This window comes from Chitinophaga sp. H8, assembly GCF_040567655.1.
GTDB classification, from domain to species: domain Bacteria; phylum Bacteroidota; class Bacteroidia; order Chitinophagales; family Chitinophagaceae; genus Chitinophaga; species Chitinophaga defluvii.
Genome location: NZ_JBEXAC010000002.1, coordinates 1,989,030 through 2,011,877, shown reverse-complemented (window position 1 = coordinate 2,011,877; position 22,848 = coordinate 1,989,030). Strand labels below are relative to the sequence as shown.

Annotated in this window: 14 protein-coding genes; 6 read left to right on the top strand and 8 right to left on the bottom strand. The window is 46.2% G+C overall.

What is annotated here, in order from left to right; all coding sequences use genetic code 11:
* Positions 1-135: 135 nt before the first annotated feature.
* The 3 genes from ABR189_RS22000 to ABR189_RS21990 are packed head-to-tail and all read right to left on the bottom strand — an operon-like array spanning position 136 to position 1,752.
* Entirely contained in the window at positions 136-654 is a 519-nt protein-coding gene (locus ABR189_RS22000; RefSeq protein WP_354662639.1) for a hypothetical protein, read from the bottom strand.
* Positions 655-657: 3 nt separating this feature from the next.
* On the bottom strand, positions 658-1,188 hold the full coding sequence (locus ABR189_RS21995) for a hypothetical protein (RefSeq protein ID WP_354662638.1): 531 nt from the start codon (positions 1,186-1,188) through the stop codon (positions 658-660).
* 45 nt (positions 1,189-1,233) lie between these two features.
* A complete protein-coding gene (locus ABR189_RS21990) occupies positions 1,234-1,752 on the bottom strand; it encodes a hypothetical protein (RefSeq protein ID WP_354662637.1) in 519 nt (172 codons plus the stop codon).
* 399 nt (positions 1,753-2,151) lie between these two features.
* Here ABR189_RS21990 and ABR189_RS21985 point away from each other — a divergent pair, with 399 nt between their 5' ends.
* Positions 2,152-3,081, top strand: coding sequence for an alpha/beta fold hydrolase (locus ABR189_RS21985; RefSeq protein ID WP_354662636.1), 930 nt, complete (start codon positions 2,152-2,154; stop codon positions 3,079-3,081).
* 69 nt (positions 3,082-3,150) lie between these two features.
* Here the strand turns inward: ABR189_RS21985 and ABR189_RS21980 are convergent, their stop codons facing one another.
* Positions 3,151-3,849, bottom strand: a complete 699-nt coding sequence (locus tag ABR189_RS21980) for a hypothetical protein (protein ID WP_354662635.1) — start codon at positions 3,847-3,849, stop codon at positions 3,151-3,153.
* 291 nt (positions 3,850-4,140) lie between these two features.
* Between ABR189_RS21980 and ABR189_RS21975 the strand changes: the two genes are divergently transcribed.
* The 5 genes from ABR189_RS21975 to ABR189_RS21955 all read left to right on the top strand — a co-directional run bounded on the left by ABR189_RS21975 (position 4,141) and on the right by ABR189_RS21955 (position 14,851).
* Entirely contained in the window at positions 4,141-4,587 is a 447-nt protein-coding gene (locus ABR189_RS21975) for an SRPBCC family protein (RefSeq protein WP_354662634.1), read from the top strand.
* Between the two features lie 145 nt (positions 4,588-4,732).
* The gene (locus ABR189_RS21970; protein ID WP_354662633.1) at positions 4,733-7,123 is read left to right on the top strand and encodes an ABC transporter permease; all 2,391 of its coding nucleotides are present in this window, start codon (positions 4,733-4,735) and stop codon (positions 7,121-7,123) included.
* Between the two features lie 88 nt (positions 7,124-7,211).
* Entirely contained in the window at positions 7,212-8,546 is a 1,335-nt protein-coding gene (locus ABR189_RS21965) for a glycoside hydrolase family 2 TIM barrel-domain containing protein (protein WP_354662632.1), read from the top strand.
* On the top strand, positions 8,543-12,376 hold the full coding sequence (locus ABR189_RS21960; RefSeq protein ID WP_354662631.1) for a glycosyltransferase: 3,834 nt from the start codon (positions 8,543-8,545) through the stop codon (positions 12,374-12,376). Before ABR189_RS21965 ends, ABR189_RS21960 begins: the two co-directional genes overlap by 4 nt.
* Positions 12,377-12,394: 18 nt before the next feature.
* Positions 12,395-14,851 (top strand): glycosyl hydrolase family 28-related protein, encoded by a 2,457-nt coding sequence (locus ABR189_RS21955; RefSeq protein WP_354662630.1) that lies wholly within the window; start codon positions 12,395-12,397, stop codon positions 14,849-14,851.
* A gap of 58 nt (positions 14,852-14,909) precedes the next feature.
* On the opposite strand, the gene ABR189_RS21950 is transcribed toward ABR189_RS21955, so the two are convergent.
* Genes ABR189_RS21950 through ABR189_RS21935 form a run of 4 tightly spaced genes read right to left on the bottom strand, consistent with a single transcriptional unit; the run spans position 14,910 to position 22,828 of the window.
* On the bottom strand, positions 14,910-16,724 hold the full coding sequence (locus ABR189_RS21950; RefSeq protein ID WP_354662629.1) for an alpha-L-fucosidase: 1,815 nt from the start codon (positions 16,722-16,724) through the stop codon (positions 14,910-14,912).
* 19 nt (positions 16,725-16,743) lie between these two features.
* Complete coding sequence (locus ABR189_RS21945) at positions 16,744-18,012, bottom strand: IPT/TIG domain-containing protein (protein WP_354662628.1); 1,269 nt, start codon at positions 18,010-18,012, stop codon at positions 16,744-16,746.
* 34 nt (positions 18,013-18,046) lie between these two features.
* Positions 18,047-19,654, bottom strand: a complete 1,608-nt coding sequence (locus ABR189_RS21940) for a RagB/SusD family nutrient uptake outer membrane protein (RefSeq protein ID WP_354662627.1) — start codon at positions 19,652-19,654, stop codon at positions 18,047-18,049.
* An 18-nt stretch (positions 19,655-19,672) separates the two neighbouring features.
* Positions 19,673-22,828 (bottom strand): TonB-dependent receptor, encoded by a 3,156-nt coding sequence (locus ABR189_RS21935; RefSeq protein ID WP_354662626.1) that lies wholly within the window; start codon positions 22,826-22,828, stop codon positions 19,673-19,675.
* Positions 22,829-22,848 lie beyond the last annotated feature (20 nt).

The following is a 22,848-nucleotide window of genomic DNA, read 5'->3' as shown; positions in this document are numbered from 1 at the left end:
GGAAAGTTCAAAGGTGTGTTGTTGGGTGGTTCAGGCGGAGTAGTTGCTAATGCGCTTAACAGAAAAAGCACCTGAAAATATCGTTTCATGCATCAATTCCTATTACTTCCCATTTGTATAAAGGAGTAAATAAAATCAGGAGAATTTTTGCTGGGTCTGATTAGTTAGTCTAAAATCAATGTTCTTCTGACGCCATACTTCAAAAATAGCACGTAGAAAAAGTACATCACCATCTTGTAACAAAAACATGAACTCCTTTTTTGCACCTTCATATTCAAATTTAAAAAAGTTATACATTCCTTGCTTTGTTGTAACTGCTTTTCCTCCATTAAATTCTCCTGCAATTTCAAGCAAATAAACTTTCAAATGTTTTATAGTATCAAGCCCAAAAGTGAATTTCTCATTTAATGTTTCCACCATAATTTCATCGGGGGTAAGACTAATATGACCAATAACTTCATAGTTCTTGATAATATAGGTTATACCTGACATCACGACTCCTGTAATCAATAAAATAACCGTTACTGCTCCAGACCATCGGGATAAGCTAAATATGGTAAGGCAAAAAACCACAATAGCACCCCATACCAAGAACCGTAATAGAAGTGATTGTCTTACTGTAACCAATGGCATAGTATGCTTAATCGAACTCACGTATTATATTTCATTTGTGCGAAATCGCTTGTAAGTTAAATTGCTTATCGCAAATTCAATACCGTTCTTCTTCCACTCCTCAAAAACAGCAAGTAACAAGTCAACCTGCGGTTCCTCCAGGAGGAATTGGAACACTTTCTCTTCTTCGTGATAATTGAACCTGATATAGTTATTAGATCCCTGCTTAAAAGCAATTGTCCTTATTGGATAAGCTTCACCTTTTACGCCTGCGAGAAAAATTTTAATGTCCTTTAGGTCCAAGATATTGTATAATTGCAGGTTTTCTCCCGCTTTCACTGATATCTTATTCAAATTCAGATGGATGATCCCCTCCGTATTATAATCCTTGAACAAGGTACCAATCCATAAAAATATTATCCCCCCAAAAAAGAAAATCATTCTTATGTAATGTACCTCCCAAAAAAAACTCATTAGAAACATTCCTAAAAGTAATAGCCCTCCCAGCATAAATAATTTTATCTTCAAAGAGCGCTTGGTTGTTATTAAAGGAAGCTTTATACTATAGGTATCCATCTGAATATAAGCTAAGATTACATCTGTGTGAAAGAGTAAATAAAATCAGGAAAATTCCTGCTGGGTCTGATTAGTTAGTCTAAAATCAATGTTCTTCTGACGCCATGCTTCAAAAATAGTACGTAGAAAAGGGACATCTGCATCTTGTAATAAAAGCATGAATTCTTTTTTTGTACCCTGATATTCAAATCTAATATAATTATACATTCCTTGCTTGATTGTAATTGCTTTTGGCCCATAAAATTCGCCCGAAATTCCACGTAATAGAATCTCCAGATGCTTTATGTCACTAAGACCAAAAAAGAATTCCCCATCTGTTATTTCCACTATAATCTCATCACTGGTCAACTTAATACGGCCAATAATTTCATAATTTCTGATAATATTTACCATACCAGACATCACTACTCCTATAATCAAGAAAGTACCTGTTGTTGGCCCAGACCACTTAAACAAACTAAAAATAGTAAGACCAAAAAACACAATAGCTCCCCATCGTAAAAATTGCAATAAAAATAGCTTTCTTTCAGTAACCAATGGCATTGTATGCTTAATCAAACTCATTTTTATAAATTAAATATTTTGCTATTGAAGTATGTCTGTTAAGCAGATGCTTATATGCCTTAATCAATTGCAGAGGTATGGTAATTAACACTACCCATGTCAAAACGCTGAATATGGGGTGTCTTTTTAAACCTTATCAAAGGAACTGTAAGCATTATCTGAAAGTCCATCCTATTTTATTTCTTATACCTGTAAAGATATTTTTTTATTCCTCATTCGCCGACTGACTTTTGATTCCGTCCAGTGCACCAGCATCGTTTTAAAAACCAACGCTGGTAGCAACCTCCAAATCCGGATTATTCCTCCTTGTCGCATTTCCCCCTATGATTGTCGCATACACACTGCAAGCTATATTTCATTGTTCCCGAAATTTGTATCATAACAAAAACAGCATGCTATATGAACAGGTATATGCTTTCTCTTATCAGTGTTATGATGGCAATAGTATCCTGCCAACAGGGGCCTAAAGAAGGGCAGCACACTACGGCTACACCGAAGGACACGACCGCTGGTCAACAGTTAAAGCCCGCAGAAAGCGGTTATGCAGATGTAAACGGATTAAAAATGTATTATGAGGTGTATGGAAACGGAAAGCCCATTGTGCTGATACATGGCTCATATATGAATATCCCGTTGAACTGGTCACATATCATTCCGATGCTGGCCAAGGACCGGAAAGTGATCGTAGCAGAAATGCAGGGACATGGCCGCACCAAAGATATTCCCCGCGAATTTAGTTATGAAGGGATGGCAGATGATGTATCCGGCCTGCTTAAGCATCTCAAAACAGATAGTGCCGACATATTGGGTTATAGTATGGGCGGTGGCGTAGCTTTTCAGATGGCTATACGTCATCCGGAGCAGGTGCGCAGGTTGGTGGTATTATCCGGTGCTTATAAGCATGACGGCTGGTGGCCCGATGTAGAAGCGATGTATAGCACGATCAACGCGGATATGTTCAAAGGCTCTCCTATACAGAAACAGTATGATAGTCTGGGCAATGATCCCGCCCATTTTGACGAATACGTAAAGAAAGTGATCAGCATAGACCTGAAGCCTTATGATTGGACCAAAGCAGTAAAGAACATACCGGCCCCGATATTCATGGCTATTGGTGATGCCGATGGCATACGATATGAACACGCACTGGAATTGTTCCGTGCCAAAGGGGGTGGTAAGATGGGAGATATACATGGGTTGCCAAAATCGCGGCTGGCCATTCTGCCCGGCACAACCCATATCGGTATGATGATGCGGGCAGATTGGTGGATACCGATGGTCACTGATTTTCTGGATGCCGACCTGAATGCGCCGCCACCTACGTTTTAACAGCTCATCACTAAAACAGCAGAGATCCGGTAAGTAGCCGCTGGATCTCTGCTGTTTTTATACCGCCGGTTACTGGTCCAGCCCCAGCCAATTGGCCACAGCCTGATAGTTATTCAGATCTACATTCGCACTTCGTGCACCTGCGAGGATCTGCCCGGATACCACGATGATTTTCACTTTTGTATCCGGTAGCGGGAAAGTAGCAAGTGTGGGAGTGGTAGCGGCAGCACCTATCTTACCAAAAAAGAAATGCAGGGTTACTTTCCCGATGGCGGTAGCATATGCATAATTGTAAGTGAATGTTCCATTATTGTTATCAAGAAAACTGAAAGGCATGGGACTCCATACAATAGGATCATAGCTGCTGGCCGAAGTAAAATAAACCAGTACCATTCCTTTAGTAAGGATATCTGCATTTACGCTGGGAATATTACGTGCATAATAGCGGGTAACATATCCCTGCGAAGTGGATCCACCTGTCGAGAACCAGTAAATAGAGCTATAAAGCCATTGGGCACTTCTAACCGTAAAAGTGTCCACTTTCACATTGGCATTCCCCATCGGGCCTTGCGGACCGGTTGGGCCGGTGGGACCTTTCGGACCAGCAGGCCCCTGAGGGCCGGTAGCGCCATTCGTGCCATTGGTACCGTTAGTCCCTGCAGTACCCGCAGTTCCCTGCGGACCGGCGGGGCCTTCTTTGGTACAGGCCGCAACAGCCAGTATGCATGCGCATAACAGTACAGTGAGGTTAAATCGAAAATGTTTCATGGAGTTTGATAGTTTTAGTTGATATATAGATAGCTTACAGTCAATTAACAGGGCGGGTAACAAAACCTGGTTGCTGCTGTAAAAATAACGGCTGCCGCACGTCTTTGGGAAGCCAACTAGCCAATGGCGTAAACCATTTATCGGGAGGTCGAATTCCGCCCTTTTCCGGAACAGGGGTTTGTCGTAAATCACCCTTTAATTTGTCGCTAATACACCGCAAAAAAATCTGCAAAGCAGGTGATCTTTGTGGCATATCACAAAACCCGATTTTCTATTTTAAAATCCAGTATTATGAAAAAGCTCACTTTCCACATTACCATTGATGCCCCCCGTGAAAAAGTATGGAATACCCTTTGGGATGATACTACTTACCGTATATGGACAGTACCTTTCAACCCTTCTTCCAGAGCGGAAACAGATTGGCAAAAAGGCAGCAAAGTGTTATTTCTGGGCGACACTGATGAAGGCATGCTCTCTACTATCGCAGACAATATCCCCAACCAATTCATGTCTATCAAACATCTTGGCGTTGTCAATAAAGGGGGCATAGAAGATATGACCAGTGCACATGCACAGCAATGGCACGGCGCTATGGAAAATTACACGCTTAAAACGGTGGATGGCAAAACGACCCTCGATGTTGAAACAGATACCACCGAGGAGTTTTATGATTACTTTCAGGAAACCTGGCCCAAGGCTATGGATAAAATAAAAGAGTTGTCAGAACAACAAAACTAAACACTACCTGGTTTTTGCTTATTCATAAGTGAACATGCCGTGTATTAAAAGCGGACAAACAAACGCTACAAGACAGCTCCAACTATCTGATTTTCAATATCAGGTAAATATGGCATTGCTTTAGCGGGAGATCGAAAAACGAGTCATGATCCGCAACTACCTCAAAACCGCTTTCAGGAGCTTATGGCGTAATAAAGGCTATACATTTATCAATGTTGCCGGACTGACAACAGGCATCACTGTGTGCCTGATCATTTTTATTGTGATCCGTTTTGAACTAAGCTTTGATGCCTTTCATCCAAAGAAAGACCGGATATACCGGGTGATGCTTAAAAATGGAAAGGGGGAAACTGCTTCCAGCATCCCCGCTCCCATGCCTGCCGCATTGAAAAGCGATGTCCCTTCCCTCGAAGTAGCCCCGCTTTTTGCCCTGTCAGACATTCAGATAGCTGTACCCGGTACAAACGGAGAGGTCAGTAAAAGATTCAAAGAAGATAAAGGGGTGGTATATACTTCGCCTTCCTTCTTCGAGATGTTTAACTTTCCCTGGCTGGCTGGCAATCCGGCTACAGCCCTGAAAGAGCCGAATAGTACCGTCATTACCCAGGCAATAGCAGAGAAGTATTTCGGCAACTGGAAAAATGCCATGGGCAAATCCCTGAATATTGAAAATGGGTTGATCGTAACGGTAACAGGCATACTTGCCAATATCCCAACTAACACCGACTTTCAGTTCAGGATGGTACTGCCCTATCATCGTACAGGCTTATCTGCATCAAAAGACTGGATCAGTATCAATAGCGCGCATACCTGTTATGTGATGTTGCCAGGCAATACAACCGCCGCTGCCATAGATAAACAGCTGGATGTTTTTGCTAAAAAATACCGTCCTGCGGATAATCTCTATAGCTATGCGCTCCAATCACTGGGGGATGTACACTTTGACAGTACCACGCTCAATTTCAGTGAGCGAAGCATTTCGCATGAACGGATCCGCACATTATGGTTGATTGCCGCTTTTATCCTGGGTATTGCATGTGTAAATTTCATTAACCTGTCTACCGCACAGGCAGTCAACAGATCCAAGGAAATAGGTGTAAGAAAAGTATTAGGTTCCAACAAGGGACAGATACACCTGCAATTCCTGATGGAAACTTTTATGCTGGTACTGATAGCGGTAGTAATGGCAGTAGGCATTGCTGGTATGGTGCTAAAACCAGTGGGTAATATGCTGGGGATCACCTTATCCCTTCATTTGCTGTTCACCCCTGTCATCCTGCTCTTCCTCCTGATAACTACCCTGATCGTTACTTTTTTAGCCGGATTTTATCCTGCATTAGTGCTCTCCGGATTCAATCCGTTGGCTGCCTTAAAAAGCAGGTTTGCTGCCAAAAACACCACAGGAATTTCTCTTCGCAGAGGATTAGTAATATTTCAGTTTATCATTGCACAGGTGCTCATTATTGGTACCCTTCTGCTGATCAAACAGCTGGACTATTTCACTAAAACGCCTATGGGATTTAATAGTACAGCCGTGGTAAATGTACCTTTCCGCAATGATAGCGCTAATATCAGCAAGCTGAACTATCTGCGCAATCAGCTACTACAGGTAAAAGAAGTAAGCCAGGTGAGTTTTAATTCCGCGCCTCCTGCCAGTATTGGCAACTGGTGGACCGGAATCCGCTTCAACCATGCCGTTAAAGAAACTGATTTTTCTATCATCAGTAAATGGGTGGATACAGATTATCTCAGCATCTACCAGATCCAATTACTGGCAGGCAGAAATATTACCACGACAGATTCCATCAAAGAATTTCTGATCAACGAAACCCTGGTAAAAAAACTGGGATATCATGATCCCGGGGAAGTACTGCACAAGGAAATCGATCTCTGGGATGGCTTTATAAAAGGTACGGTTGTGGGAGTTGTAAAAGATTTCCATTCTGAATCACTTAAAGAAGCAATTGCACCATTATTCATTGCCAGCAGGAAAGAAGTATATAACCAGGCGGCTATCAGGATTTCTACGGCTCAGCTGCCCGCTGCTATCAAAAACATTGAAAAACTTTGGGCTGCCACTTTTCCCAATCTTATTTTTGAATATCAGTTTACGGATGATCAGATTGCCAACTTTTACCAGGAAGAAAACCAATTATCACAACTCTATAAAACATTTTCCCTCATCGCGATATTTCTGAGCTGCCTGGGATTATACGGACTGGTTTCCTTTATGACCACACAACGTATTAAGGAAGTGGGAATCCGCAAAGTACTGGGCGCCAGCGCCGGCAGCATTGTTTACCTGTTTTCAAAAGAATTTGTTATACTCATTATTATTGCCTTCTTTATGGCTGCTCCTATTGCCTGGTACATTATGCATCAGTGGCTCCAGCATTTTGTGTACCATATTGATATCAGCTGGTGGATATTTGTGGCAGGCGGAGCAGGGTCTGTCATCATCGCCCTCACCACGATTAGCTTTAAAGCACTGAAAGCAGCATTTACCAATCCGGTAGATAGCTTACGGTCGGAGTAATCTGGAAGAAAATCCTTATTTTTAGCGCACGTCAGCGTGAGATGCAATAAGGGAGCTTCCATCGTACAGGCCAAACAGTGAATTACCGATGCACCAGCCCGTATATTACAGGCATACAACCACCGTTATCAGTACGGTTATTTTAATAGGGATGATTTGTCTTGCCAGTTGCCGGTCAGCTCCGGCGCCTGCGCAGCAAGGGAAAGTATTTATAAAAAAGACCGATAACAAGTATACCCTCTACCGGAATGGGGCGCCTTATATCATCAAAGGCGCCGCAGGATCTGAACACCTGCAGCAGTTGCAGGAAGCGGGAGGTAATACGATCCGCACCTGGGACACTTTAAACCTGGGGCATATCCTGGACGATGCACAGGCGCATGGTATTGCGGTGATAGCAGGGTTTCCGATGCCGGTGAGCAATATTGAAGCCTATTATGAAGATGAGACCAAGGTAGCGGCACAATATGCGGCCTTTCAACAAATCGTGCTCAAATACAAATCCCACCCGGCATTGTTAATGTGGTGTCTGGGTAATGAGCTGGACTTTCCCTACAAGCTCCGTTTTAATGCGTTTTACACGGTATACAACCGGTTGCTGAAGATGATCCATACAGCAGATCCCGACCATCCGGTAACGACAGCGCTGACTAATTTCGAGCGAAGATCTATTTATAATATCCGCCTGAAAGTACGGGGACTGGACCTCATTTCCTTTAATACATTTGGCATGCTGCGTACGTTGCAGGCCGACCTTGATAAATTTTCCTGGTTCTGGGATGGTCCTTTCCTGCTTACCGAATGGGGCATCAACGGTCCCTGGGAAGCAACGTACACGGCATGGGGCGCACCTGTTGAGAACACCAGCACCAAAAACGCTTCCCATTACATGCAGCTTTACCAGGAAAATATGCCGGTCAATAATCCCCGGTTTCTGGGCGCCTGTATCTTTTACTGGGGACAGAAACAGGAAGGCACCCCTACCTGGTTCAGCTTGTTTGACAGGAATGGTGCCGCTTCGGAAACAGTAAATGTGATGCAGTATCTGTGGACCGGGCAATGGCCTTTACACAAACCTCCGTCCCTAAAGTACATGCTGGTAGATGGTAAGGGCGGACAGGACAATGTGATGCTGCTCCCCAACCAGGAGCAAAGTGCCACACTGGTATTCCAGGATAGTGCCCGCAGTACCTACCGGGTACATTGGGAAATACAGGAAGAAGACTGGTATACCCAGCACAGGTATGAAGTAACAGGACAACCACCGGCGGTATTCGACAGTTTGCTGATCAACTGTAATACATATGGGGCCACTTTCCGTACACCGGCAAAGGAAGGCCCTTACCGGATATTTGCAACAGTATTCGATAAAAACGGATATTTTGCTTCAACGAATACACCTTTTTACGTAGTGGGCCAATGATGAAGCCATTAGATCCGGTATCTCCCCCCTCGCGGTGGGAACTGCTTACCCTGCGATTGATGATCCTGCTGGGCGTGTGCAGTATGGGTTATTTACTATATTGTCTGTTCCTGCGGACACAGATCGGCTATGCCCCCTTTTACTGGGTGCTGATGTTTGCCATCACCTTCAACTGCCTCCGCATACTGCATGAATGGTATCACTACTTTTCCATTTCCATTCCCAAAGCTCCTCCCGAACAACACCCTTTCACCGTAGACATCCTGACTACTTTTTGCCCCGGGGAGCCTTATGAAATGATTGTAAATACCCTGACGGCCATACAGCGGATCAGGTATCCACATACTACTTACCTCTGTGATGAAGCCAATGACCCTTACCTGATAAGTGTGTGCGAGCAGCTGGGCGTGCGTCATGTAACCCGCAACAACCGCAAAGATGCCAAAGCCGGTAATATCAATAATGCGCTGCAATATGCCACCGGGGAGCTATGTGTGGTGCTGGATCCCGATCATGTACCTGCACCTGATTTTCTGGACCCCATAGTGGCTTATTTCAACAACCCGAAAGTAGGGTTTGTACAGATCGTGCAGGCTTACAGTAATCTGGGAGACGGGCTGATCGCCAAGGGTGCCGCCCAGCAAACCTTCCAGTTTTACGGGCCTATCATGATGACGATGAACAGCTATGGTACCGTGCTGGCCATCGGTGCCAACTGCACCTTCCGGAGGGCGGCGCTGGATAGTATCGGTGGTCATGCTGCCGGACTATCAGAAGATATGCACACCGCCATGCAGCTGCACGCCAAAGGATGGACCTCTGTATATGTGCCTGCCGTAATGGCCAGAGGACTGGTGCCTTCCACCATGTCGGCTTATTACTCCCAGCAGCTGAAATGGGCCCGTGGTACTTTTGAACTACTGGTTACCACCTACCCCAAGTTATTTAAACATTTTACCTGGCGGCAACGATTGCATTACGGAACGATCCCCTTCCATTACTTTTCCGGGGTGATCTTCCTGATCAACTTCCTCATCCCCATCCTTTCCCTTTCACTGGGATTGATCCCCTTCCGGGTAGACCTGGTCAACTTTGCCCTGCTGGGATTGCCCATGCTGACGGCTACAGTGCTGATCCGCCATTTTGTACAACGATGGGTAATGGAAGAAGAAGAAAGGGGATTTCATGTGGTGGGTGGCCTGCTATTGATCGGCACCTGGTGGATCTATATCCTGGGATTGGTATACACGATCATCCGTAAGAAAGTACCTTATATCCCAACACCTAAAGATGATAATACCCCCGACAGCTGGACGCTGGGCCTTCCCAATATCATCATGGTGATGGCTACCATCGGTGCCATCATCTATGGTTTATGGTACGACTGGAACCCGTATGCCTGGGTGATGGCCGGGATAGCGGGTGTTAACTGCTTTATCCTGTTGTTCAATATTGTGGTGAGCTACCGGAAGAGCCTCCGGCGCATACAGGAACGCTCCGGCATCGTACAGGCATTACTTAAATATCCGTTGATACTGAAAAGGCAGTTCTGGGTTTTCAGGCACCTGCATATCTATGCCGGCATTCGCAAGCTGGGGCTTCCCCTCCTGCTCATGATGGTGTTTATCACCTGGTATTTCCTGGGCACCAATGCTGAAATGCCTACTGTATTTACACAAAAACCCGTGAAAGGAGAACAGGTGTTTTATACCGGAATTTACAGTCCCGGTACCACAGACGGCATTCCTTCCATGGAAGAGATAAAAAGTTATCAGCAGCAACATCACACCCATTTCAATATTATCTCCCTGTATATTCCCTGGGGAGATGAACAGAGATGCCAGGTACCGGATTCACTGGTGCAGGACATCTACCGGAACGGATCATTCCCTATGATCACCTGGGAGCCATGGGCGGCGCTGTTTAAAAATACGGCAGGCAATAAAGCACTGGAACAGGAACAAAAGATCTTTGCACATATCAGTGCCGGTTTTTTTGATCATTACCTGCAACAGTTTTCCGACCAGGTAAAAGCGCTACGCCGGCCGGTATACCTCCGTTTTGCCCATGAAGCTGATAATCCAGCCTATCCCTGGTCGGCCACAGGGCATAATACCCCGGAAGAATTTAAGGCGGCCTGGCAATATGTATACAATTATTTCCTGCGCAATGGTGTGAGCAACGTTATCTGGGTATGGAACCCGTGGAGTGCGGAAGCCGTGGCCAGCTATTTCCCCGGCAAAAGTTATGTGGACTGGATAGGTATTACCGGCCTTAATTACGGCCCACAAAGGGCAGACAGCCAATGGCGCGCTTTCAGTACCTTGTATGCTCCTTTCCGGAAACAGCCAGCATTACGTTCAGGGATTCCTGTGATGATCGCAGAAATGGGATCACTGACCATGGCAGGGCGGCAGGAACAATGGCTGGAAGATGCTCTCCGGGATATCAATGGCTACAAGGAAATACATGCTTTTGTATTGTTCAACAGCGACCAGGACCAGAACATCCTCCGGCCGGTGGCCAACAATGTGCTGGACTGGAAAGTGCAGTCACCACAGGCGTTATTTGATGCGCAACAAAAATATACCCGCATCCGTAACGGTGGCAGTACAGCACCACCTCCCTATCCTGCTGTCCTTACTACCGCAGCCAGACATACCCCCGCACTTCCCCTCGCCTTACCTGGCGATACGTTAAGGGGGCTCAACTATCATAAAGCAGAAGACTGGTACCGGAACCTCCACTCCCTGACCCGCCTGGAAATCACAGATGATTTTAAAGGCATGAAAAAATTAGGCGTGAATACCATACGCCGTTTCGGGCCTGGGGTATACGACCGTAACATCCTCACCGTAGCCAAAGAACAGGATATGCGGATCAACTATGGTTTCTGGGTACCGGAAATAAAAGATATGCAGGCGGATAAAAAAATGCTGGCCAAACTGGAAAATACCATCCTGCACCGGGTGTCGGCATTAAAAGATCAGCGGCAGATAACCGCCTGGAATATCGGGAATACCAACTGGCAGCAACTGGGCAACAAATACTTTAAACCGGCCCTGTTCTATCAGCAACAGGCCTACCTGAGCTGGCTGGAACAGCTGCTCACCAAAATGAAGGCGATAGATTCCTCCCGCCCCATCACCGTTGAAGTATACCTGACAGATAATATCGCACCTACCCTGCAATGGCTGCACACCGCAGTGCCGCAGGCAGATGCCTTTGGCATTATAACAGGTACAGACTCTACGGGATTATCACAGCTAGACAGTATCCGGGTGCCTTACTATATCAGTCAGATCCCGGTAGAACATTATATCACCCGGCTCCCTCCCCACCTGCCTGTATTCATCACTACCTGGCAGGACCTGCAAACCAGGGATTTTGTCACCTTTGACGGCCTGTCTGATCAGTGGGACCGGTTCAAACCTGCTTACTTCCAGCTGGGCAGTTATTGGCATACCCTCCCTCCGCAGCCACTGCTGCCGGAGATCCGGATATTACGCCCGGCCAAACCTACTTTTGCCCACAGCCAGCTTACCTACCATGCCCTTATTTACCAGCAACAGGGCTGGCAACTGGCAGACTCTGTTGCCCATCAGCTAAAGTTTGAATGGCATCTGATCAAAACGGACAACTATGGTAATGACATGTTCCTGAAAAGCATTGGCACAGGTCCTTCCATTACAATAGACATTCCCGAAAATGCCAATCAATACCGGCTGTACCTGGAGGCGGTAAACGGCAACCAGGTAAGAGGTACACAAACCCCTTTGAACACGCCCTTGTTTCATTCACTTACGAAAGAGAAAACCACTATTCCATAACCATAATTTTAACCCACTATGCAAAATTTATCAGATGCATCATACGTGAATATACTTTCCTTTGGTGCAGTAGGAGATGATAGTACAGACTGCACAACCGCCATCGCTACGGCACTGGATACAATCGGCCAATCAGATGGAGGCGTGATTTATTTCCCTCCCGGAATCTATATCGTCAGTGAAAGTATCAAGATACTGTTTGACAACATCAAATTAGTGGGGGATGACAAACACACCACCATCATAAAATATACCTATCAACAGGTGATAAGAGATGCCAACTATGTAAGTGAAAAAAACAATAGCTTGTTTGTAACAGCTGACAATGGGTATATTAATAATTTCAGCATCGTCAATATATCCCTACAATATGCCGGTGACTATGACATTAAAAATCCGGATGCTTATTATTCACACGGATACGGGGCTATTTGCGGCATCTTTATCAAACGGGTCAATAATTTATTGTTAGATAACATTCAGGTATCCGGTTTTAACAGATCGGGACTGCTATTTGATGAAATAAATATGCCTCCCAACTATGGTGATTCTACAAATGTTAAAATCACCGGTTCAATATTCAGAGATTGTCATTATGCCAATGTTGAAGTCAGGAACGTAGATGGCTTTCTGTTCAACAACAACTTTGTATATAACGCGGGCAGCAACTTACCGGAAAACATGCTGGGAGTAACCGGCTACGGTTTAACTTTTGAAACATATAATCTTAACTACTCCAGGAATATTGTTATTACGAATAACAAGTTTTACCGGAATTCGAGAAAAGGAGTGGACAGCCACGGGGCCGATAATATCATTGTGGATGCAAATATTTTCAGTGAGAACGGATCTGTAGACATTGGCTTGTATATCAAAACAGGCAGCGTTGTTATTTCAAATAACATCCTGGAAAAACATGGCATTATCCCCATTATTTCCGGCAAGCCCACTACTTTATTTGCAGCAATTGAATTATCCCACAATTCAGATACTGTTACAGACAGCAGCGTTAGTTATAACATCAAGGTTGCGAATAACATCATTAAAGATATTGACGTAAAATCAGGTCTTCCCTTTAACGCGATCGTTTGTTTTGCTGATGTCAAAAAACTGCACCTTAATCTGACCAATAATACTATTGCTGCAAAGAACCTGGATAGGGTTGTCCAGATAAAGAAAAGCACCCCAGACACCGGAGATAATTATGAAAACACATTATTAATCGATGGTAATATCATTACGGTAGAAGAATACTGCAGAATAGCCGGTTTTGAAATACAGGGGATAGAAAAGGCCACCATACTGAATAATGCCGTCCACATCAACAAGCAGGGCGTCCGGTTGGACGGGCAGACATCTCCCGGCAATAATCCGTTTCTGTTCCTTGATATCAACTCCAATGGGGTCAAACAGCTGATCTTTAATGCCAACAATGTAAAAGGGAATAGCTGGAATGGCCAACCATTTGCGACCGTTCCTGATGCTGTTTTTGTTCCTGTCACTGATTTATCCAATGGCACAACGCTGGTCAAGGATCAAAAAATGATCATAGATACGAACTGGTTAAATACGGATAAAAGAGCTGTCATCACCAGTACCGAATCTTATGGCCTCACAGGAAATGCTTATCAGAATAATGTATTCCGGGTATTAAATCCGCCTACAGGAACCATCAGGTATACCGCAGCAGCTGTTCCGGGAGCAATTGCTATAAGGCTACCTAATCCTATCCTGAATGCAGGATTAACGGATGATAAGTTTATACAAATACAGTTTAGTGTATTTAATAATTCCGGAGATGCCAATTATGCCAATAATGGAATGACCGTTAAAGTTTCCGGAAGGCTGTTCAAAAATACGGGAACAGACCCTGATTGGCGTTCTCCGCAAGTTGCGATTGTAGACCAATCAAGAGATTTTATAAAAAGAACCATACGGTTTGCATATGATACAAACGGATATCCATATATACTTTTAGGCAATGATACAGACTCATGGAATGCCCCATTTATTTCGATTGACAGTGTATCGCTAACATTAGGCACCGAGCAGGCCGCTATTTATAAAACCGGGTATGTAGTTACTATCCTGAGTAACACGACAGCGCTTCTCATAAAGAGAACGGTAGAAGTGATGCCTAATCAAAAAGTGCTGTCAGGAACAACTGCACAAAGACCTTCGGCAGGTGCACTCCTTCCGGGAGTAATATACTTTGATACCGATTTGGGCAAATCTATTGTTTGGAATGGCGCCACCTGGAATATTCCGGAAAGTAGTCCTCAGCAGATTATTAACAACAATGCAATCCCTGACGTATCAACGCTTACCAGCTCGTATTTAAATACCAGCTATCCGGATGCGGTTATTCAAAGCAGTGTGTTGTTTACAAATATTACCGGCACGCCTGGCAGCGTTGCGGTATGTACCAAGTTTAATACAACCACCTGGTATCTGTCTTTCTGCAACAAAATATAAAATACGCCGCTATTGGCTCAAAAAAAAGGGCTGGCCATCAGGCCAGCCCTTTCAGGGGCTATTTTTTTACCGGCACCAGCCGCACATTTCTGAGATTCATCACACCCAGACCAGGTTTTGTTAAAGCATTTATCTGTATTGACTGTGGCCCTTTGGCAGGTAAATTGACCACACCTATTTCCCAATCTTTAAAAGCGCCCCAGCTGTCGTCCGTGCTTTTTACGGTTCCTTTCAACGTAGTCTTACCAGCTACTACCTGGATCGCTGATCCGGCAGATTCATTGGTACAGGCATATTGCAGGATCACTTTGTATTTGCCGGGTTGTTTTACATTCATATTCCATTGCACGGCGCTCTCCTGTTTCATCCAGCTATGGAGGTAGGCTTTAGGACCTGCAGAGAGGGCAATACCATCTTTCAGGTTAGCATCCCCTGCTGCAAGGGTAAAGGTACCATCATCCTCCTGGAAGGTGCCCAGTGATGATAATGATTTGCCGGTAGTTTCCAGTACGATCACTGTGCTATGATCATCCTTAAACTGTTGATTGCGCACATCAATATAAATACCCCGTTCGTTTATTTCCACGGGCAGCAATGTACGGCCAGTATCTGCCAGGAACCAGGCACGGGGCTTTGATCCCGCCTCCGGTGCAAAAGGTACCAGCAGGCGGTTATTTTCCGGCCAGTCAAAAATATGCAGGAAGAACTGATCCGGTTTGGTAGTGATCCGTCCCCAGGCTACTTTTCCGATCGCATTAGCGCGGGAGCCATAGATAGATGCTCCGTTTATGCGCATCCAGTTGCCCACGCTATGCATCAGCTCCACACTCTTTTCAGGGATGGTACCGTCGAACATAGGTCCTACGTTCAGCAGGTAGTTGCCCCCCTTGGACACAATATCCACCATGTTGCGCACCAGTTCCTGCGACGTATGCCAGTTGTGGTTATTACGGCTGTAGCCCCAGGTACCATTGAGGGTCATACAGGACTCCCAGTCCATTCCTTTGAAGCCCGTTTCCGGGATAAACTGTTCCGGCGTTACCAGGTCGCCATGCGCCCGGGTGTACTCGGTGTTATGTTCAAAAGCGTAGAGGCGGTTGTTCATGATAATATTGGGGTGATGTTTTTTCACCATCGCCACCAGGTCGCGGGCACCCCATTTCTCCCCCTGTATTTCGGTAGAGCTGTAATCCCACCATACGATATCGATAGGGCCGTAGTTGGAGAACATTTCTTCCGCCTGATCATGCATGTACTTTACGTATTTTGCATTATCACGACCTGCATTTTTTACGCCAGCCGGAGCAGGCATACCATGTTCCACATAAGCATCCGGATGGTGCCAGTCGATCATAGAAAAGTACACCCCTACCCGTAGTCCCTGTTCATGCAGTGCTGTTACAATTTCCTTAAACAGGTCCCTGCCGGTAAAATCCATGCCATCAAAGGTGGTGGTTTTACTATCATGCAAAGCAAAACCTTCGTGGTGCCTGCTGGTAAAGATTACATAGCGGCAGCCAGCATCCTTAGCGGTTTTAGCCCATTCTCTGGCAAAACCCTTTTTGGGTTTGAACAATGGTTTCAGGCGGGCTTCATATACATCAGCCGGCACGTTGGCCATATTCTGTATCCATTCTACGCAGCCATCATAATTTTTTCCATCCCAAACTCCTTCTGCCGCACTATATAACCCCCAGTGTACGAACATCCCAAAGTGGGCATCGCGGAACCATTCCATACGGGCATCCCGCAGCGCTTCCGGCTCCTGTGCATTAGTAATAAGTCCACCCGCTTCCTGTGCACTGATTTTTCCTGCCGCAGCAGACAGTAACAAGGTCAGCGCCCATCTGTTCATTATATGCTTATACTTCATGATCTGATCTTTTCTACAATTATTCAATAATTACTTTTCTGATCCGGCGGTTGTTTCTGTCGGTTACATAGAGGTTTCCTACTTTATCCAGGGCTAGTTGCGCGGGGTAGTTAAACCTTGCATTGATATCTTCCCCGTCTTGATAGCCGGATTCACTGCTGCCTGCCAGTGTGCTCACTTCGTTGGTAGCAGCATCAATAAAGCGGATACAATGATTACTTCTGTCGGCGATATAAACATTGTCGTTGCGGTCTATAACAATACCGGTAGCACCGTTGAACTCAGCACTCCCCCCAGCACCATTTACCAACCCATATTTACCACGTGTACCTGCCAGCGTCGTTTTTTGCCAGGTACCCGCGGTGATCTTTTCAATCGTAGAAGCGCCATAATCCACCACGAGCAGGTTACCATGACTATCCACTGCCACGTCCACAGGTGTATCAAACGTAACGGGTATTTGCAGCAGGGAGCCATCCGGTTTTATCTGGTACAGGTTTTTATATCCCGGGCAGGCTGCATAAATATTCCCTGTTTTTTTGTCTACCCCCACTCCCGTAGGGTCACCTATTGCAGCCAGTGTAGATACGGTACCATCCGGTGCAATTTTACGGATGGCGGAGTTCCAGCGGTCAGCTACGTACATGTTGCCCGCCTCATCGCGGTCAATATCTGTAGGCAGGTTAAAGCGTACTTCGGCCCCTTTGCCGTTTACGTATCCGCCACTGCTTTTAGTACCGGAAGAGGTAGTAGTGACGCCCTGTGCACTCACCTTGCGGATAATATGATTCCCATCATCCGTAACGAAGAGATTACCGTCTGCATCTACCGTTAATCCCGGCTGATCATAAAAGTAAAATTTCGATGCCAGCGAGTCGGGGCTGTCCTGGTAGCCCAGGTCGCCGGAGCCCGCCAGCGTGATCACCCTTTTAGAAGAGATATATCTGAAGGAAGCCTCACTGGCTACCTTCTTATCGCTAATCGTTACAGCTATTGGCCCGGAGCCTGCTTTCGCCGGTATTTTGATAAGGATACTGGTGGCATTGGCGCCTACTACTTCACAGGCCACGCCATTCAGTGTAACCGTAATCGTTGTTTTGTCTTCGCTGAAGTTGGTACCGGAAATCAGCACATCCGTACCCTTGCCGCCTGTTTCCGGTAATATCCGGGTAATGGTAATGGGAGCACCGGCATTGTGCTGGAAGGCGTTGTCCTTTTTACAGGCGGTTACAGCGCACAAAAGTATAAAGCATGCCAGGATAACCCGGCTATAAAAGTGAGTGATCATGAATTACGTTTTAGTGGTTTTAAATACCGGTGACTTACCAGCCTGGATTTTGTACCATGTTGGGATTGGATGTCATTTCCAACAATGGGATAGGCCACAGGTAGTCCCTTTCAGGATTAAATCTTCTTACCTCCACCACGATGGGTTTGCCGGTAATCGGAGATACGGCGCCTTCTGCAGGGCCATTCATCACCTTTTCTGCAATTTTCCAGCGGCGGATATCGAAGAGGCGTTGTCCTTCAAAAGACAGTTCCACCAGCCTTTCCCGGCGTACCAGCTCCCGCAGTTTTTCTTTGGAATTATAGACAGCGGTATTTACATCCGGCATGCCTGCACGGGCACGGATTTCGTTCAGGTAGTGTACTACATCAGCATTCTGCCAGCGGTCTGTTTCTATCAGGCTTTCTACATAGTCGAGCAGTATCTCTGCATAACGGATAATGATAAAGTTCATCCCACCACCGTCCGTGTTGCCCTGATCGAGGGGGTCTACATATTTCTTGATCCAGAAGCCGGTGTGGGTAGACTGTCCTTTTCCGATGGCATCCGGGCCATCCTCTTTCCAGGGCTCCAGTTTCATGCCGATAAAAGTTTCGCCAGGAATGGCGATAGATGCTTTAAGGCGGGGATCACGGTTATTTTTATAAACCGGGTCGGCCGCATAAATAGCCATACTATCCTTGCCCAGTTCCTGAATCGTTTTGCCTTGCAGGGTTTCGTAGGCATTGACCATCGCAGCGGTAGGACTGTTGCACGACTGCCCATTGAGGCTTTTAGGTGCGCTGCGGAAAAAGCCCCCTCTTTGTCCCTGGCCTCTGAAAAGGATCACTTCATTAGATCCAACGCCATTGTAGGAAAACAGCTGCGCATAATTATTCGCCGCGGGATCACTGCTATGATGGAGGGTATATACCTGCAGGTCGATCACTTTCTTAGCTGCAATAGCAGCATTGGCATAATCGCCTGCATTGATATAGAGGCTTGCCTGTATGGCATAACAGGCGCCTTTGGTAATACGGAACTGGTCGCCCTGTGAGTATTTATCCGGTAGTCCTGCCGCCGCCAGCTCCAGTTCATCCGCAATAAATTTGATGACTTCTGCTGCGGTATTTCTTTTTACAAATTGTTCATTAACATCTATTGTTTTAGACACAATAGGAATGGGACCGTACAGCTGGAACAGCTCCAGGTGATACCAGGCGCGCAAAGCGCGGGCTTCGCTGGCAAACCGTTCTTTCTTTTCCAGATTGGCCACATAGGCCTTTTTATAATGTTCAAGAAAACGGCAGGCATTGCGGATATAAAGGAATTTCCGCTGGTAGATCTCCTGAGCACTACCTTGCTGTACCGTAGCGGTACCGGCGCCGTAATCCTGCCAATCGCCGAAGTTGGCACGGAATACACTTTCGTCTGTAGCACCGGAAGTATGCATGCGGGCATTGGTCCAGAAACCATAATCCCCCAGGGTACCACAAGGCAGGCCGCTATACAGGTCGCCCAGCGCAGTGTTCAGATCACTTTCCAGGTTCCACCATTTTTCGTCAGTAGTAGCGGTAGGATTATCGCGGACAAGAAAATCTTTATTACACCCTGCCATCCCCAGTAGGGTAAGCAGTAAAAAAGGATATATTTTCAGTTGCATGATATGATCGTTTTGTAATTAGAAAGTAACATTTACACCACCGATATAGGTACGCATGATGGGGTAAGTGGTTTCATTGCCTTTGCTTTCCGGGTCCAGCGCTTTCATCCTGGAGAAGGTAAAGGGATTTTGTGCATTCACATACACCCTTAACTTTTTAATGATCCCACCAGGAGCAAGTGGGATATTGTAACCGGCAGAGATATACCTGATCCGGAGGAAGGCCGCATTTTCCGACCAGAAGCTGGAGGTGTACACATTATGCTCGGGCGTAGGCCGCAGGCGGGGAAAACGGGCGCCGGTATTTTGCGGTGTCCAGTAATCCATATGCATCAGTTGCGGTGTTCCTCCTTCTACCCCATTATTGAAAGGGATAGCAATACGACCGGAATAGATGCCGGTAACAGTACCTACACCGGTTACCAATGCTTCGATATCAAAATTCCACAGATATAAAGAGAGGTTACTGAAATAGGTGAGACGAGGATCGGTATTACCCAGCACGGTTTTATCGGCATCCGTGATGAAGCCATCTTTATTCATATCCACGTATCCGATATCGCCTGGTTTTTGCCCTTGCAGCAAAGGCACCTTATTATCAATATCCTTTTGCTGTAATAACCCGTTGCTCTTATAACCATAGAACTCACCCATTTCTCCTCCTTCGCGATAGATGTAATCGCCTTCAATCATAGTACCCTTGGCCAGTTTGAGGATCCTGGATTTATTGTAAGACATACCCACATTAGCGGTAAATGCAATCCTTGGTGCGATGGTACCATTGTATCCCACCAATACTTCCCAGCCTTTATTGACCATACTGCCAATATTTACCGGTCCGGATTTCAGTCCTGAAACCAGGGAGGGTTGGGGATTCAGGATCATATCCGTTGTTTTCCGGTTGTACCAGTCGATGGTGATATCCAGTTTACTTTTAAACAGGCTGATATTGGCCCCCAGGTCGGTGATCCCCATTGTTTCCCAGCTGATGTTGGGATTACCGTTGGAAATTTCCGCGCCATTGCCTGACTGTATGGTAGACTGATACAGGTAGGGCGCAATATTATTATTACCCAGCGTACCATAGGAAGCCCTTAATTTCAGCTGGTTGAGGAAAGCGAACTGTTTCATGAATTTTTCTTCCGCCAGGTTCCAGCCTACTGCCACAGAGGGGAAGTTGCCCCATTTATGACCATCCCCGAAGAGGGAAGAACCATCGCGACGTATGCTGGCTTCGAGCAGGTATTTATTATCATAGCTATAGTATGCTTTAACAAAACCGGAGCGGAGGGCAATTTCTTTAAAAGCATCCGCATTGTTCAGTTCCTGGGAATATCCTGCCAGCGCGTTCAGGCGGTGTTTACCAAACGTTTTGGTATAGTCGAAGTTACCGCCCAGGTAATAATAGCTGCTGCGGTTTGCTGCGCTGGCGCTTTTATCATCACTAAAGTTGCGGCCTATCTGGTAGTCGGTAAAATAATCATAGAACACATAGGCATCGCGGTTACGTTTATCCACCCCCGTAGATACGCGGTAGCTGAACTGTCCTTTAAAATCCAGTCCGGGGATAACCGTCCATTTGGGGCGGAGGTTCAGCAGCGCTTCATCCCGCAGGCTTTGGCGGTATCCGCCTTTGTCCAGGTTGGCCACGGGGTTCCAGGTTTCCCCGATATCACCATAGTAGGTATATCCGGGGCGACCTTCTTTCTGCGGGAATCTGGCCACCACATTCGGCGCAGCCGTATATACCCAGCTAAAAATCTGGTTATTGCCGGAATAAGGTTCTTTTTGCTGGTTACGGTTAATGAACATATCTGCGAACACCACGATGTTTTTACGCAGGTCCACACTGGTATTAGCGCGGAGGGAGGCCCTGCTGAAGCTGGTATTTTGCAGCATGCCTTCCTGTGAGAGATAGTTGCCCGTAATGGCAAAACGGGCGGTGCTGTTACCACCGGCTACAGACAGGAAATGCTGGTGGATAGAAGATACGTTGCGGATAGAAAGATCTGCCCAGCGGGTATCCGGATAGTTGACCGGATCAAGCCCGGACCTCGTGATCTCGATCCTGCTTTGGCTGAAAGGCATTGCCTTGTTTTCGTTGAAACTAGCTTCGTTCACCATGCGCATATAGGTAGCCGCATCCACAAATTCGGGCATATAGGTAGGCACCTGTGCACCTGCATACGCATTATATTGTACTACCGGCTTACCGGCCACCCCTCTTTTAGTAGTGATGAGGATTACGCCATTACCCGCCCTGGCACCATAGATAGAAGCAGCAGCAGCATCTTTCAGAACAGAAATACTTTCTACGGTATTAGGGTCCAGCAGGTTCATATCAAAAGGCACCCCATCCACCAGTACCAGCGGATCGGACCCCATAAAGGAGCCTACCCCTCTGATCTTGATAGCTGCCGCATCGCCACCAGGCAATCCAGAGCGCTGATTTACGAATACGCCCGTAGCACCCCCTTGCAGGGCTTGCGACAACTGGGTAACGGGTTTGTTATTCACATTGTTCATGTTGACCGTGCTGATAGAACTGGCCAGGTGTTTCACCTTTTGCTGGGAGAACCCCGTTACAACTACCTCATTCAGCGCACTTACATCCTCCGCCAGGGAAATGGTGAGGTTACGCTGTTCATTGCTTACACTGTATTCCTGAGGTTTGTATCCTATAAAACTGAATACCAGCACATCATTGCGGTGGGCTATTATTTCAAAGAAACCATCTGCATCGGTAGTAAGACCATTCGTAGTACCTTTCACCGCCACCGTTACACCTGGCAATGGCACGGGAGGTTCCGTGCGGTTGAGCACGCGGCCGCGTACACGGATCGTATCTGCGAAGCGGGTATTATAGATAATGATATTTTTCCCTTTTTCTTTCCAGGCATAGTGCTTGGCGAGCAGCAGCTGGTTCAGTGCATCGTCTAATGGAAAATCGTTAAAGTCCACACTTACCGGCAGGTCGCCGTTTACCTGAGCTGCGTTGTATACAAAGCGGAAAGTGGTAGCCCCTTCAATTTTACGTAATACGCGGATCAGCGCCTCGTCCTTCGCCTGTAAGGACAGTTTCATCTCTTTCACTTTCTGGCCCGATGCATGATCTGCTTTTAAAGCAGAAGCGGTGGTGACCATCATAGCTAATAACAACGACGAGATTCTCATAATTGGAATTGCGTTTTGGT